We start from the raw sequence: 14481 nt of genomic DNA, 5'->3' as shown, positions 1-14481 counted from the left end.
CACCCGGTGGGCCAACCACCGGGTGACGTTCTGTTCCATGACTCCTGGGGCACTTCATGCAAAATCAAATCGGCGCGCCCAAGCAGAGGTTCTCCCTCAGCGATCCGCGGGTGCGCGCTTGGCTGTTTCAGATCATCACGATTGTCGCGGTGGTCTCGATGGGCTGGTACTTGTTCCATAACACCCAGACCAATCTGCAACACCGGGGCATCACCTCGGGTTTCGATTTCCTCGAGCGCAGTGCCGGCTTCGGCATCGCGCAACACCTGATCGACTACACCGAATCGGACAGCTACGCGCGGGTCTTTGTGATCGGCCTGCTCAATACGCTGCTGGTGACAGTGATCGGGGTGGTCCTGGCGACGCTGCTGGGTTTTGTCATCGGCGTTGCGCGGCTTTCGCCCAACTGGATCGTCAGCAAGCTGGCCACGGTTTATGTCGAGATCTTTCGCAATATCCCGCCATTGCTGCAAATCCTCTTTTGGTACTTCGCGGTGTTCCTGACCATGCCGGGACCGCGCAACAGCCACAATTTCGGCGATACGTTCTTTATCAGCAGCCGCGGTATCAATATGCCAGCAGCGATTGCGGCCGACGGCTTCTGGCCGTTCGTGGTCAGCGTGGTGCTGGCAATTGTCGCGATCGTGGCCATGTCGCGCTGGGCCAAGCGACGCTTTGAAGCCAGCGGCGTGCCTTTCCACAGTGTCTGGGCGGGGCTGGCGCTGTTGCTGGTGATTCCCGCGCTCAGCGTGCTGCTGTTCGGTGCGCCGGTGCATTGGGAGCTGCCCGAGCTCAAGGGCTTCAACTTTGTCGGTGGCTGGGTGCTGATCCCCGAGCTGTTGGCCCTGACCCTGGCGTTGACGGTGTATACCGCGGCCTTCATTGCCGAGATCGTGCGGTCGGGGATCAAGTCGGTCAGCCATGGCCAGACCGAGGCGGCCCGCTCCCTGGGGCTGCGCAACGGGCCGACGCTGCGCAAGGTCATCATTCCCCAGGCGCTGCGGGTGATTATCCCGCCGTTGACCAGCCAGTACCTGAACCTGGCGAAGAATTCCTCGCTGGCGGCCGGTATCGGCTATCCGGAAATGGTCTCGCTGTTTGCTGGCACGGTGCTCAACCAGACCGGGCAGGCCATTGAGGTCATTGCCATCACCATGAGCGTGTACCTGGCGATCAGCATCAGCATTTCCCTGCTGATGAACTGGTACAACAAGCGCATTGCGCTGATCGAACGCTGAGGAGAGGCGCATGACGACACATACCTTCAAGCCCGACATGCCACCGCCTAGCAGCAGCATCGGCATCGTGGCCTGGATGCGGGCCAACCTGTTCTCCAACTGGCTCAACACCCTGTTGACGCTGCTGGCGTTCTACCTGATCTGGCTGGTGGTCCCGCCGATCATCAGCTGGGCCTTTGTCGACGCCAACTGGGTCGGCACCACGCGCGCCGATTGCACCAAGGAAGGCGCCTGCTGGGTGTTTATCCAGCAGCGGTTCGGCCAGTTCATGTACGGCTATTACCCGAGCGAGCTGCGCTGGCGGGTCGACCTGACCGTCTGGCTGGCGGTGATCGGTGCCGCGCCGCTGTTTATCGCGCGCTTCCCGCGCAAGGCGGTCTACGGTCTGAGCTTTCTGGTGATCTATCCGATCGTGGCCTACAGCCTGCTGCACGGCGGGGTGTTCGGCCTGAGCAACGTCGCCACCAGCCAGTGGGGCGGCCTGATGCTGACCCTGGTGATCGCTACCGTGGGCATTGCCGGGGCCTTGCCGCTGGGGATTATCCTGGCCCTGGGCCGGCGCTCGAAGATGCCGGCGATTCGCGTGGTCTGCGTGACCTTTATCGAGTTCTGGCGGGGTGTGCCGTTGATCACCGTGCTGTTCATGTCCTCGGTGATGCTGCCGCTGTTCCTGCCCGAGGGCATGAATTTCGACAAGCTGCTGCGAGCGCTGATCGGGGTGATCCTGTTCCAGTCGGCTTATGTTGCCGAGGTGGTGCGCGGTGGTCTGCAGGCCATTCCCAAGGGGCAGTACGAAGCCGCCGCGGCCATGGGCCTGGGGTACTGGCGTAGCATGGGGCTGGTGATTCTGCCGCAAGCCCTCAAGCTGGTGATCCCGGGGATCGTCAATACCTTTATCGCGCTGTTCAAGGACACCAGCCTGGTCATCATCATTGGCCTGTTCGACCTGCTCAACAGTGTCAAACAGGCTGCCGCCGATCCGAAATGGCTGGGTATGGCCACCGAAGGCTATGTCTTCGCCGCCCTGGTGTTCTGGATTTTCTGTTTTGGTATGTCCCGCTACTCCATGCATCTGGAGCGCAAGCTGGACACAGGCCACAAGCGTTAGGAGTTGAGTGATGAGTGAAGCGAACAAACAGCCTGTGAGCCCGCAAGGCATTATCCAGATGCAGGGCGTAAACAAGTGGTACGGGCAATTCCACGTCCTCAAGGACATCAATCTGAACGTCCAGCAGGGCGAACGCATTGTGCTCTGCGGGCCGTCGGGGTCCGGCAAGTCGACCACGATCCGTTGCCTCAATCGCCTGGAAGAACACCAGCAGGGGCGCATTGTGGTCGATGGCGTGGAGCTGACCAACGACCTCAAGCAGATCGAGGCGATCCGCCGTGAAGTCGGCATGGTGTTCCAGCATTTCAACCTGTTCCCGCACCTGACCATCCTGCAGAACTGCACACTGGCGCCGATGTGGGTGCGCAAGTTGCCCAAGCGCAAGGCCGAGGAGATCGCCATGCATTACCTGGAGCGTGTGCGTATCCCCGAGCAGGCGCACAAGTACCCGGGGCAGTTGTCCGGGGGGCAGCAGCAGCGCGTGGCGATTGCCCGGGCGCTGTGCATGAAACCGAAGATCATGCTGTTCGACGAACCGACTTCGGCCCTTGACCCGGAAATGGTCAAGGAAGTGCTCGACACCATGATCGGTCTGGCCGAAGACGGCATGACCATGCTCTGCGTGACCCATGAAATGGGGTTTGCCCGCACGGTGGCGAACCGGGTGATCTTTATGGACAAGGGCGAGATCGTCGAGCAGGCCGCACCGAACGATTTCTTCGACCACCCGCAGAACGACCGCACCCGGCTGTTCCTGAGCCAGATCCTGCATTGATGCACTGAGCTCCTGTTGAAGTCCTGTAGGCGCGAGCCTTGCGCCTACAGGGCTGGGGTTTTTGCTGGCGGTTAGCGAGGCATGTGATTAAGCTGCGTCAATTCGTCCGATGATTGGATGTTAAGGCGAGCCCCATGTCGAACACGCTTCCCCTGATAAAGCGTTCCCTGGTCGATCAGGCCCTGGAACAGTTGCGCAAACGCATCAACAGCGGCACCTGGGCGATTGGCGAACGCCTGCCCACCGAGCCCGAACTGGCGGCCGAGCTGGGTATCAGTCGCAATACCGTGCGCGAGGCCATGCGTGTGCTGGCGTTTTCCGGGCTGATCGAGATCCGCCAAGGCGACGGCAGCTACCTGCGTGCCCTGGTCGACCCGCTGGCGACCCTGCAGGCCTTGTCCCGCTGCTCGCTGGACCAGGCCCGGGAAACACGGCATATCCTTGAGGTCGAGGCCATCGGCCTGGCCGCCCTGCGCCGTACCGAGGAAGACCTGGCGGGCCTGCGCGAGGCGCTGTCGGTCAGTGGCAATCACTACCACGGTGATCTGGACAGCTACATCGCCTGCGACCTGATTTTCCACCGACGCCTGGTGGATGCCGCGCACAACCCGATGCTCAGCGAGCTGTACCGCTATTTCTCCAACGTGATCGGCGGCGCGCTGCGCCAGACCCTTACGCTCACCCCACGTCGCCAATCGGTGTTCGACCTGCATGTCGAGCTGCTGGCGGCGGTCGAGCAGCAAGATCCCGAACGAGCCAAAGCCCTCTGCCGGACCTTGATCAATGAACCCTGAATCCGAGATGCCAATGCCCACACCCTCCAGCCAGGGCGCTATCAATGCGCCTGCGAGTACCGCGGTCGAACTCGACCAACTGTTGATCGACGCCGAGGCCGATGATGAGCAGGTCCAGCACAGCCATCCGCTGGTACGCCGGCCCTGGCTCCTGCTGCTCGGGCTGGTTCTGGTGGCGTTGAACCTGCGCCCGGCCCTGTCGAGTGTCGCGCCGCTGCTCGGCGACGTGTCGGCGAGCTTGGGCCTGTCGGCGGCCCAGGCCGGCCTGCTGACCACATTACCGGTGCTGTGCCTGGGACTGTTCGCGCCGTTGGCGCCGATGCTGGCGCGACGCTTTGGCAGCGAGCGAGTGGTGCTGGGGATTCTGTTGACCCTGGCGGGCGGGATTATCCTGCGCAGCTCGTTTGGCGAGGTCGGGCTGTTTGCCGGGAGCATTCTGGCCGGTGCCAGTATTGGCGTGATTGGGGTGTTGCTGCCGGGTATCGTCAAACGGGATTTCGCCCGGCACGCAGGCAGCATGACCGGCGTCTACACCATGGCGTTGTGCTTGGGGGCGGCGCTGGCGGCGGGCTCGACGGTGCCGCTGAGTGAGTATTTTTCGGGTAGCTGGGCCATGGGGCTGGGCTTCTGGATGGTGCCGGCGTTGATCGCAGCGGTGTTCTGGTTACCGCAGGTCGGCCCGAAGCAGGGCGCTCATCAAGTGGCTTATCGGGTTCGCGGTTTGTTGCGCGATCCGCTGGCCTGGCAGGTGACCCTGTATATGGGCCTGCAATCTTCACTGGCCTATATCGTCTTTGGCTGGTTGCCGTCGGTCCTGATCGGCCGCGGGCTAACGCCGACCCAGGCAGGGCTCGTGCTCTCGGGTTCGATAGTTATCCAGTTGGGCAGCTCGCTGGCGGCGCCCTGGCTGGCCACGCGCGGCAAGGATCAGCGGCTGGCGATCCTGGTGGTGATGCTGCTGACCCTGGCCGGTCTGTTCGGGTGCCTGTATGCCCCGCTCGACGGGCTGTGGGGCTGGGCGATTCTGCTGGGCCTGGGGCAGGGCGGTACGTTCAGCCTGGCGTTGACCTTGATTGTGCTGCGTTCACGCGATGCCCATGTGGCGGCGAACCTATCGGGCATGGCTCAGGGCATTGGTTACACCCTGGCGTCCATCGGGCCGTTTGCCGTCGGGCTGGTGCATGACCTGACCGGCAGTTGGGAGGCTCTGGGTTGGATCTTCGCGGTCATTGGCACGGGGGCGATCATCGCCGGGATGGGCGCCGGGCGAGCACAATACGTGCAGGTCAAGGCCGAGAAGCTCTAAGCGATGCGTACTACGGGCATTCGGCCAGCGAATGCCCGTAGTCAGCCAGGCCATTGCGGACTATCGTGCAGGCACCTTTTGCCTTCTCGGAGCCTGCCCATGAGTGACGCCCACACTGCCCTGATCACGCAGTTCTACACAGCCTTCCAGCGGCTCGATGCCGAGGCGATGAGCGCTTGCTACACCGATGACGTGGTCTTCAGCGATCCGGCCTTCGGCGAGTTGCGTGGGCGTGATGCCGGCGATATGTGGCGCATGCTCACCACCCGGGCCAAGGATTTTTCGCTGACGTTCGACCTGGTGCGGGCCGATGAACGCAGCGGCAGCGCTCACTGGGTCGCCACCTATCTGTTCAGCCAGACCGGCAATACAGTGGTCAACGATATCCAGGCGCGCTTTGTCTTTCGAGACGGCAAGATCTGCGAGCACCACGATCACTTTGACCTCTGGCGCTGGGCACGCCAGGCCCTGGGTACCAAGGGCCTGCTGCTGGGCTGGACGCCGCTGGTGAAGAATGCCGTGCGCGCCCAGGCCCTCAAAGGGCTCAAGGCCTTCCAGGCCGGGCGTTAGGTTCTGGTACTATCGCCGCCCGTTTCCTGTCAGCCTCAAGTGCCCGTGAACAGCCGCGAACCAGCCCCTGCGAGTGTCGAACCGCCTAGCAAACGCTGGTTTGTCTATCTGGTGCGCGCGGCTAATGGTTCGCTCTACTGCGGGATCAGCGACGACCCGCAGCGGCGCTTTGCTTTGCACCAAAGCGGCAAGGGCGCGCGGTTTTTCCATTCCAGCCCGGCGGTGGCGTTGGTGTATGTCGAGGCCTGCCGCGACAAGGGCGAGGCGTTGCGCCAGGAGCGGTTGATCAAGAAGCTCAGAAAAAGCGCCAAGGAATGCCTGGTGGCGAGCATGGCGGTGACCCTAAGCTGACTGATGGGTTCTTATAGGCCGCCCGGGGATTGCGCGCTAAGCTGCGGAATTCCCTATAAGATCGGTGGAACCAGCATGTCAGATTTGATTCTTCATCATTATCCGGCTTCCCCCTTTGCCGAGAAGGCCCGGCTGCTGCTGGGGTTCAAGAGCCTGTCCTGGCGTTCGGTGAAGATCTCGCCGGTGATGCCAAAACCCGATCTGACCGCCTTGACTGGCGGCTACCGCAAGACCCCGGTGTTGCAGATAGGGGCCGATATCTATTGCGACACAGCCTTGATTGCGCGGCGCCTGGAGCAGGCCAAAGCCGGCCCGGCGCTGTTTCCCGAGGGCCAGGAAGTGATCGTGGCGAGTTTTGCCGCCTGGGCCGATACGGTGATCTTCCAGCATGCCGTCAGCCTGGTGTTCCAGCCCGAGTCGGTGGCGGCGCGTTTTGCCGCGTTGCCGCCCGAAGCAATCAAGGCGTTTCTCGCGGACCGGGCTGCCCTGTTCAAGGGCGGCAGCACTACCCGCCTGAGCCCTGAACTGGCGCGGCACCAATGGCCGGCGTTGATGGCCCGGCTGGAACAGCAGCTGCAGCGTGAGGAAGGCGATTTCCTGTTTGGTGCGCCGTCCATCGCTGACTTTGCCCTGGCTCACCCATTGTGGTTTCTCAAGGGCACGCCCGTCACTGCACCGCTGGTCGATGCTTATCCGGCGGTGGCCACGTGGCTGGCCAGGGTCCTGGCGTTTGGTCATGGTGCGTCGAGTGCGCTGGGGGCCGAGGAAGCCCTGGAGATTGCTCGCCTGGCCACGCCCGCCGCGCTGCCCACTGAAGCCTTTAGCGACCCCAACGGTTTTGCGGCCGGTCAGCGGGTACGTATTGCCGCGACCGACTATGGCGTCGATCCGGTGGAGGGGGAGTTGGTGTTTGTCGGTGGGGAAGAGCTGATTCTGCGGCGCGAGGACCCCAGGGCGGGTGTGGTGCATGTGCACTTCCCGCGCCTGGGTTTTCAGCTTGAGGCGATCTAACACCTGCTGCTGGCGGGCTGGCGGCTACTCGAGCGCTGCCAGTATCGCCTCCGGGCTGTAGCCACGGATCAGCGTGCCATTGACGTCCAGCAGTGGAATGCCCCGCCCGCCTAGTGCTTCGTAGGCCTTGCGCCCTTCGGCCGATTTTTCGATATCGAACTCGCTGAAGGGGATCCCCTTCTGGTCGAGAAAACGTCGCGTCAGCTTGCAGTAGCCGCACCAGTCGGTGGCATACAGCACGACCCGGGCATTGGCCTGGGTCTGTTGCGACACCTGGCCGGCCGGGTTGAACAGCCGCTCGATCTTGCCCCAGTGCTGGTAGACCACGACCACCAGCAGGATCAGCAGGAATTTCTTGAGCACTCGGTTGAGCATCAGTTACGCCGCTTCAACTGGTCGGTCAGTTGGGTGGGCAATCCCTTGATAATCAGGGTGCCCGCTTCCTCGTCATACTCGATCTTCGAACCCAGCAGATGGGCTTCGAAGCTGATGGACAGGCCTTCGGCGCGGCCGGTGAAGCGGCGGAACTGGTTGAGGGTGCGTTTGTCCGCCGGGATCTCTGGCGACAGGCCGTAGTCCTTGTTGCGGATATGGTCGTAGAAGGCCCGCGGGCGCTCTTCGTCAATCAGCCCGGAAAGCTCCTCCAGGCCCATGGGCTCGCCCATTTTGGCCTGGCTGCTGGCGTAGTCGACCAGGGTCTTGGTTTTTTCCCGGGCGTCATCTTCAGGCAGGTCTTCGCTCTCGACAAAGTCGCTGAACGCCTTGAGCAAGGTGCGGGTCTCGCCCGGGCCGTCGACGCCTTCCTGGCAGCCGATAAAGTCGCGAAAGTACTCGGAGACCTTTTTGCCGTTCTTGCCCTTGATAAAGGAAATGTACTGCTTGGATTGGCGATTGTTCTGCCACTCGGAAATATTGATCCGTGCGGCCAGGTGCAATTGGCCTAGGTCCAGATGGCGCGAGGGCGTCACATCCAGTTCGGCATTCACTGCCACCCCTTCGCTGTGGTGCAGCAGGGCGATGGCCAGGTAGTCGGTCATGCCTTGCTGGTAATGGGCAAACAGCACGTGGCCGCCAGTGGATAGGTTGGATTCTTCCATCAGCTTTTGCAGGTGCTCGACGGCGACCCGGCTGAATGCGGTGAAGTCCTTGCCGTCGTCCAGGTATTCCTTCAGCCAGCCGCTGAAAGGGTGTGCCCCGGACTCGGCATGGAAGAACCCCCAGGCCTTGCCCTGTTTGGCGTTGTAGCTCTCGTTGAGGTCGGCGAGCAGGTTCTCGATGGCGGCTGATTCAGCCAGTTCGCGGTCGCGGGCGTGGAGAACTGCAGGAGTGCCGTCGGGTTTTTTGTCGATCAGGTGGACAATGCAATGACGGATCGGCATGGGCTTCTCGGCTGGTGGGCGGGAGCAGGACAGACTCCCCGAAAAAGTGCCCAGTGTACCGCACCCATTGGTTTTGGCGCTGTTCGAAGGCGCTTTGACAGAGGTGTCATACTGCACTTTGGCTTTTTTTCCCGGTTTAGAGCGATAAAGCTGACCAAATGGCTAGGTAGAGGCGGATATTTCCCCGTCTCTGTGCTAGTTTTGCCCCGTCTTGCGCTCTAGACGGCGCAAAGCGTGCATTCAGCAGTTGTCAGGTCGAACCAAACCCCGATTTCGGTATCTACACTTGGCGATTCTTCGAGCAAGGAGAGCCGGGGGTGCCTGGTCATGACGATCCGGCTCGATGGCTGACACTGCACTCTGCAAACCAAATGAATTTGATAGGGAAGGAACACACATGGCTATTACTAAAGACCAACTGATCGCCGATATTGCCGAAGCTATCGACGCGCCGAAAACCACTGCGCGTAACGCTCTGGACCAACTGGCTCAGATCGTTGCTGATCAATTGGAAAATGGCGGCGAAATCACTCTGCCAGGTATCGGCAAACTGAAAGTGACCGAGCGTCCTGCCCGTACTGGCCGTAACCCTTCGACTGGCGCTGCCATCGAAATCGCAGCTAAGAAAGTTATCAAGCTCGTTGTGGCCAAAGGCCTGACTGACGCTGTTAACAAGTAAGACGCTGTAGAAACCGTGTCCCGGAGTGATCCGGGCACGGTTTTTTTTCGCCTGGAGAAAAGCGGCCCTGGCTTCAGCTCCAGCGGGCCTGGCGCCAGGCGGCTTGCTGGGCTTGATCCTGAAAGGTCCAGGCGACGAAGCGGCTCTGCTTTTGTCCCTGGGACATTTCCACCACCTGGCTGTGCAAGGCGCCGGCTTTTTTCAACGCGCTCTCGATGGCCGGCAGGTTGGAGGCCTTGGACACCAGGCTGCTGAACCACAGCACCTGGTGCGCCACTTGGGCGCTCTCGGCGATCAACTGGGTGACGAAGCGCACTTCGCCGCCTTCGCACCACAACTCCGCCGCCTGCCCGCCAAAATTCAGCACCGGCAGCTTGCGCTTGGGGTCGGCCTTGCCCAGGGCTCGCCACTTGCGCTGGCTGCCACGCTGAGCTTCGTCCAGCGAGGCGTGGAAGGGCGGGTTGCACATTGTCAGGTCGAAGCGTTCATCACTCTTGAGCAGGCCGAGCAGGATCTGCCGCGGATTGCCCTGCTGGCGCAGGCTTATGCTCTTGCCCAGGCCGTTCGCCTGGACAATGGCCTGGGCGGCGGCGATGGCGGTCTTGTCGATATCCGAGCCGAGAAAATGCCAGCGATAGTCGCCATGGCCGATCAACGGGTACACGCAGTTGGCGCCGGTGCCGATATCCAGCACCCGCACCGCTGCACCCCGGGGGATGACGCCGGCATTGTGCTCGGCCAGCAGGTCGGCGAGAAAGTGCAGGTAATCGGCGCGCCCGGGAATGGGCGGGCACAGGTAGTCAGCCGGGATATCCCAATGGGCGATGCCATAGAAGGCCTTGAGCAGGGCACGGTTGAAGACGCGAACCGCTGCGGGATTGGCGAAGTCGATGCTCTCCTTGCCATAGGGGTTGATGATCACGAAGGCGCCCAGTTCGGGGGTGCTCTTGATCAACTGCGGGAAATCGTAACGCCCCTGATGGCGATTGCGCGGATGCAGGCTGGCCTTTTCCCGGGGCGCGGCCGGCTGGGATGCGGTGGCAGGCTTGGGCTGTTTGCGCGGGGCTTTGGGAGTGCGGGGGGTGGTCATGGGCAGCGTCGATTCGGGTATGGCTCAAAGTGACGGGCATTGTCCCATATCTGGCGCTCGAACCTTGCGGACAAATCGCCGGGCGTGACTTGCCGCTCCCTGCTGTCTGTTTAGACGCAAGGCGGTTGCAGCGTTTGGCGTGGTTACAGGAAAGGGGGGGAAGGGGGGACCTGCCGGAGCGAGCACGCTCGCCCCGGCAGGGGGGGGCAGCCTTTACAGGCTGGCGATCCGGGCGTGCTGCTCGGCCAGCTTGCCCAGGGCCTGTTCGGCCTCGGCCAGCTTGGCGCGTTCCTTGTCGATGACTTCGGCAGGGGCCTTGTCGACGAATGCCGCATTGGACAGTTTGCCACCAACGCGCTGGACTTCACCCTGCAGACGCTGGATTTCCTTGTCCAGGCGCGCCAGTTCGGCGCCCTTGTCGATCAAGCCGGCCATAGGCACCAGCACTTCCATCTCGCCGACTAGGGCGGTGGCGGACAGCGGTGCTTCGTCGCCTTCGGCCAGTACGGTGATCGATTCGAGCTTGGCCAGTTTCCTGAGCAGGGTCTCGTTTTCGCTCAGGCGGCGCTGGTCTTGGGCACTGACATTTTTCAGGAACAGGGCCAGAGGCTTGCCCGGGCCGATGTTCATTTCGGCACGGATATTACGGGTGCCGAGCATCAGGCCCTTGAGCCATTCGATATCGTCTTCGGCCGCCTGGTCGATGCGTGCCTCGTTGGCCACCGGCCAAGGCTGCAGCATGATCGTCTTGCCTTCGACACCGGCCAGCGGCGCGAGACGCTGCCAGATTTCTTCGGTGATAAACGGCATGAACGGGTGAGCCAGACGCAGGGCGACTTCCAGGACCCGGACCAGGGTCCGACGGGTGCCACGCTGGCGTTCGACCGGCGCATTTTCATCCCACAGAACCGGCTTGGACAGCTCCAGGTACCAGTCGCAGTACTGGTTCCAGATAAATTCGTACAACGCCTGGGCGGCGAGGTCGAAACGGAACTGGTCGAGTTGGCGAGTCACTTCGGCTTCGGTGCGCTGCAACTGCGAAATGATCCAGCGGTCAGCGAGGGACAGTTCGTAGGCTTCGCCGTTCTGGCCGCAGTCTTCGCCCTTGTCCAGCACATAGCGTGCGGCGTTCCAGATCTTGTTGCAGAAGTTGCGGTAGCCTTCGACGCGGCCCATGTCGAACTTGATGTCGCGACCGGTGGAGGCCAGCGAGCAGAACGTGAAGCGCAGGGCGTCGGTGCCGTAGCTGGCGATACCGTCGGCAAATTCCTGGCGGGTCTGCTTCTCGATTTTCTTCGCCAGTTGCGGTTGCATCATGCCGGTGGTGCGTTTTTGCACCAGGTCTTCCAGCTCGATGCCGTCGATGATGTCCAGCGGATCCAGGACGTTGCCCTTGGACTTGGACATCTTCTGGCCCTGGCCATCGCGGACGAGGCCGTGGACATAGACGGTCTTGAACGGAACCTGCGGGGTGCCGTCCTCGTTCTTCACCAGGTGCATGGTGAGCATGATCATCCGGGCGACCCAGAAGAAAATGATGTCGAAGCCGGTGACCAGTACGTCGGTCGGGTGGAAGGTCTTGAGGTAGTCGGTCTGCTCCGGCCAACCCAGGGTGGAGAACGTCCACAGGCCCGAACTGAACCAGGTGTCGAGTACGTCGTTGTCCTGCTGCAGGGCTACATCCGGCCCCAGGTTGTGCTTGGCACGCACTTCGGCTTCATCGCGGCCGACATAGACTTTGCCCGACTCGTCATACCAGGCCGGGATCCGGTGGCCCCACCAAAGCTGACGGCTGATGCACCAGTCCTGGATATCACGCATCCAGGAGAAGTACATGTTCTCGTACTGCTTGGGTATGAAGGCGATACGGCCGTCTTCGACTGCGGCAATGGCCGGTTCGGCCAGGGGCTTGGTCGATACATACCATTGGTCGGTCAGCCACGGCTCGATCACGGTGCCGGAGCGGTCGCCTTTGGGGACTTTCAGGGCGTGGTCGTCGACGCTGACCAGCAACCCGGCGGCATCGAAGGCGGCAACGATGCGCTTGCGCGCTTCGAAGCGGTCGAGGCCGGCGTATTCGGCCGGGATCGCGCCGTCGATGCTGTCGTTGAGCGTGCCGTCCAGGTTGAACACCTGGCAGGCCGGCAGCACGGCGGCATTTTTGTCAAAGATGTTGAGCAACGGCAGGTTGTGGCGCTTGCCGACTTCATAGTCGTTGAAGTCGTGGGCCGGGGTGATTTTCACGCAGCCTGTGCCGAACTCGGGGTCGCAGTAGTCGTCGGCGATGATCGGGATGCGACGGCCGACCAGGGGCAGCTCGACGAATTTGCCGATCAGGGCTTTGTAGCGCTCGTCCTCAGGGTTTACCGCGACGGCGGAGTCGCCGAGCATGGTTTCCGGGCGCGTGGTCGCGACCACCAGGTAGTCCAGGCCTTCGGCGGTCTTGGCGCCATCGGCCAGCGGGTAGCGCAGGTTCCACAGGAAGCCTTTCTCGTCGTGGTTTTCCACTTCGAGGTCGGAGATCGCCGTGTGCAGCTTGGTGTCCCAGTTGACCAGGCGCTTGCCGCGATAGATCAGGCCGTCTTCGTGCAGGCGGACGAACGCTTCTTTAACCGCTTCCGAGAGGCCGTCGTCCATGGTGAAGCGCTCGCGGCTCCAGTCCACGGACGAGCCGAGGCGCCGGATCTGCCGGCTGATATTGCCGCCGGACTGTTCCTTCCACTCCCAGACCTTGTCGAGAAACTTCTCGCGACCCAAGTCGTGGCGGTTCAGGCCCTGGGCTTCGATCTGGCGCTCCACCAGCATCTGGGTCGCGATGCCGGCGTGGTCGGTGCCCGGCTGCCACAGGGTGTTGCGACCCTGCATGCGGCGGAAACGGATCAGGGCGTCCATGATCGCGTTGTTGAAACCGTGGCCCATGTGCAGGCTGCCAGTGACGTTCGGCGGCGGGATCATGATGGTGTACGAGTCGCCGGCGCCTTGCGGGGCGAAATAGTTCTCGGACTCCCAGGTCTGGTACCAGGAAGTTTCAATGGCGTGCGGCTGGTAGGTCTTATCCATGCGCGGCGGGACCCTATTGGCATTAATTCAGGAAAGCCGGCAAGTATAACGGAGCGAAGGGGAACGGAGCTACAAGCGACTAAGCGCTAAGCTACAGGCACATAAGTGCTGAGCTAAAAGCCCCGCGTGTGGCGGGGCTTTGGCGTTCGGGAGGTTGCTTGTCGCTTAGGGCTTGCCGCTGGTCGCCGTGGCGAGCAGCCGCTCCAGTCTTACATCGAGGCGCCGCTTGATCTCGGTCTCGATATGCGGGGCAAAATCGTCGATCACATCCTGCATGATCAATTGGGCGGCGGCCCGCAATTCGCTGTCCAGGTGCAGCAGGGCATCCGCGCCGCTACGCTCGGCAGCTGGAGCTGGAGCTGGAGCTGGAGCTGGAGCTGGAGCTGGAGCTGTTGCGGCAGCGACGGGAGTCGTGATGACAGGCGCTGCTGCAGGTGTTGGGGGTGGGGCAGCTGCAGCCGTTGGTGCGGCGGCTGGACGAGGCGCGGCGGGCGGGCTGGCGATCACATCGAACAGCAGGGGGATCTGGACTTCGGCAGGCTCGACGGTGTCGGTCAGGAGCGGCGGCTGCAGGTTGTCATCGCCCAGCAGTTGGCGGATCGATTCGAGATCGTCCAGCAGGTGTGCGGACTTTTGTTGTGGTTTGGGTGTGTCCATCATCGTTTTACTCAAAGGCGCTGTAGACGGTGATCCTGCAGAGGATAGCCCTGTTCGCGGTAGTAACGGAAACTCTCCCGGGCGGCCTGGCGAATGGCCGGGTCCTCGACCACCACTTCCGCCACACGGGCGAAACGCGAGGCAAAGGCCGGTACGCGCAGGTCCAGGTTCACCAGCAGATCCTGGTGCTCGCCGGGGTCTTCTCCCAGGCCAAGGACGATGCAACCGTCGGGCTGTTCCTCCCGTGCACTGTGGGGCACGAAGCTTTCGCCCTTGAAGCTCCACAGGCGGGCATCGAGTGCCTCGCGCTGGGCGCTATCGCTGCAGTGCAGGTAGACCTGATGGCCGAGGCGCCAGGCTTTTTCCGTGAGCTTGCAGGCAAAGTCCAGCCGCGCCATGGGGTCGGCGCTGGGCAGGATATAGAAGTCGACTTTGGTCATAGGGATTCCCGAGCCAGCGGCCA

15 protein-coding genes are annotated in these 14481 nt (G+C 62.2%); 9 read left to right on the top strand and 6 right to left on the bottom strand.

The window, feature by feature from the left end; genetic code table 11:
• Nucleotides 1-56 precede the first annotated feature (56 nt).
• The 8 genes from NPS46_RS18515 (at nucleotide 57) to NPS46_RS18480 (ending at nucleotide 7153) form a co-directional block, all read left to right on the top strand.
• Nucleotides 57-1238: an amino acid ABC transporter permease gene (locus tag NPS46_RS18515; RefSeq protein ID WP_274109679.1), complete on the top strand. Its 1182-nt coding sequence runs from the start codon at nucleotides 57-59 to the stop codon at nucleotides 1236-1238.
• Nucleotides 1239-1248: 10 nt separating this feature from the next.
• Entirely contained in the window at nucleotides 1249-2346 is a 1098-nt protein-coding gene (locus NPS46_RS18510; RefSeq protein ID WP_274109678.1) for an amino acid ABC transporter permease, read from the top strand.
• A 10-nt stretch (nucleotides 2347-2356) separates the two neighbouring features.
• Entirely contained in the window at nucleotides 2357-3121 is a 765-nt protein-coding gene (locus NPS46_RS18505) for an amino acid ABC transporter ATP-binding protein (RefSeq protein WP_274109677.1), read from the top strand.
• A gap of 134 nt (nucleotides 3122-3255) precedes the next feature.
• Nucleotides 3256-3915: a FadR/GntR family transcriptional regulator gene (locus NPS46_RS18500; RefSeq protein WP_274109675.1), complete on the top strand. Its 660-nt coding sequence runs from the start codon at nucleotides 3256-3258 to the stop codon at nucleotides 3913-3915.
• A complete protein-coding gene (locus NPS46_RS18495; protein WP_274109673.1) occupies nucleotides 3905-5221 on the top strand; it encodes a CynX/NimT family MFS transporter in 1317 nt (438 codons plus the stop codon). Before NPS46_RS18500 ends, NPS46_RS18495 begins: the two co-directional genes overlap by 11 nt.
• A gap of 99 nt (nucleotides 5222-5320) precedes the next feature.
• The gene (locus NPS46_RS18490; protein ID WP_274109671.1) at nucleotides 5321-5791 is read left to right on the top strand and encodes a nuclear transport factor 2 family protein; all 471 of its coding nucleotides are present in this window, start codon (nucleotides 5321-5323) and stop codon (nucleotides 5789-5791) included.
• A gap of 45 nt (nucleotides 5792-5836) precedes the next feature.
• Complete coding sequence (locus NPS46_RS18485; RefSeq protein ID WP_274109669.1) at nucleotides 5837-6142, top strand: GIY-YIG nuclease family protein; 306 nt, start codon at nucleotides 5837-5839, stop codon at nucleotides 6140-6142.
• A 75-nt stretch (nucleotides 6143-6217) separates the two neighbouring features.
• A complete protein-coding gene (locus NPS46_RS18480; RefSeq protein ID WP_274109668.1) occupies nucleotides 6218-7153 on the top strand; it encodes a glutathione S-transferase family protein in 936 nt (311 codons plus the stop codon).
• A 24-nt stretch (nucleotides 7154-7177) separates the two neighbouring features.
• On the opposite strand, the gene NPS46_RS18475 is transcribed toward NPS46_RS18480, so the two are convergent.
• Together NPS46_RS18475 and yejK are read right to left on the bottom strand one after the other, a co-directional pair.
• A complete protein-coding gene (locus NPS46_RS18475) occupies nucleotides 7178-7528 on the bottom strand; it encodes a glutaredoxin family protein (RefSeq protein WP_274109666.1) in 351 nt (116 codons plus the stop codon).
• Nucleotides 7528-8532: a nucleoid-associated protein YejK gene (yejK, locus tag NPS46_RS18470; protein ID WP_274109664.1), complete on the bottom strand. Its 1005-nt coding sequence runs from the start codon at nucleotides 8530-8532 to the stop codon at nucleotides 7528-7530. Before yejK ends, NPS46_RS18475 begins: the two co-directional genes overlap by 1 nt.
• A gap of 397 nt (nucleotides 8533-8929) precedes the next feature.
• Between yejK and NPS46_RS18465 the strand changes: the two genes are divergently transcribed.
• Entirely contained in the window at nucleotides 8930-9211 is a 282-nt protein-coding gene (locus NPS46_RS18465) for an HU family DNA-binding protein (protein WP_003440137.1), read from the top strand.
• 73 nt (nucleotides 9212-9284) lie between these two features.
• On the opposite strand, the gene rlmF is transcribed toward NPS46_RS18465, so the two are convergent.
• The 4 genes from rlmF to NPS46_RS18445 form a co-directional block, all read right to left on the bottom strand.
• Entirely contained in the window at nucleotides 9285-10301 is a 1017-nt protein-coding gene (gene rlmF / locus NPS46_RS18460) for a 23S rRNA (adenine(1618)-N(6))-methyltransferase RlmF (RefSeq protein WP_274109663.1), read from the bottom strand.
• Nucleotides 10302-10514: 213 nt separating this feature from the next.
• On the bottom strand, nucleotides 10515-13361 hold the full coding sequence (locus tag NPS46_RS18455) for a valine--tRNA ligase (protein WP_274109661.1): 2847 nt from the start codon (nucleotides 13359-13361) through the stop codon (nucleotides 10515-10517).
• Between the two features lie 165 nt (nucleotides 13362-13526).
• Nucleotides 13527-14018 carry a DNA polymerase III subunit chi gene (locus NPS46_RS18450; protein ID WP_274109659.1) on the bottom strand — a complete coding sequence of 164 codons (492 nt, stop codon included), beginning with the start codon at nucleotides 14016-14018 and terminating at the stop codon, nucleotides 13527-13529.
• A gap of 11 nt (nucleotides 14019-14029) precedes the next feature.
• The gene (locus NPS46_RS18445) at nucleotides 14030-14458 is read right to left on the bottom strand and encodes a DNA polymerase III subunit chi (RefSeq protein WP_274109657.1); all 429 of its coding nucleotides are present in this window, start codon (nucleotides 14456-14458) and stop codon (nucleotides 14030-14032) included.
• Between the last annotated feature and the right edge of the window lie 23 nt (nucleotides 14459-14481).

The organism is Pseudomonas putida, from assembly GCF_028682395.1.
Lineage (GTDB): Bacteria > Pseudomonadota > Gammaproteobacteria > Pseudomonadales > Pseudomonadaceae > Aquipseudomonas > Aquipseudomonas putida_AB.
This window is presented reverse-complemented; position numbering and strand designations above follow the sequence as displayed.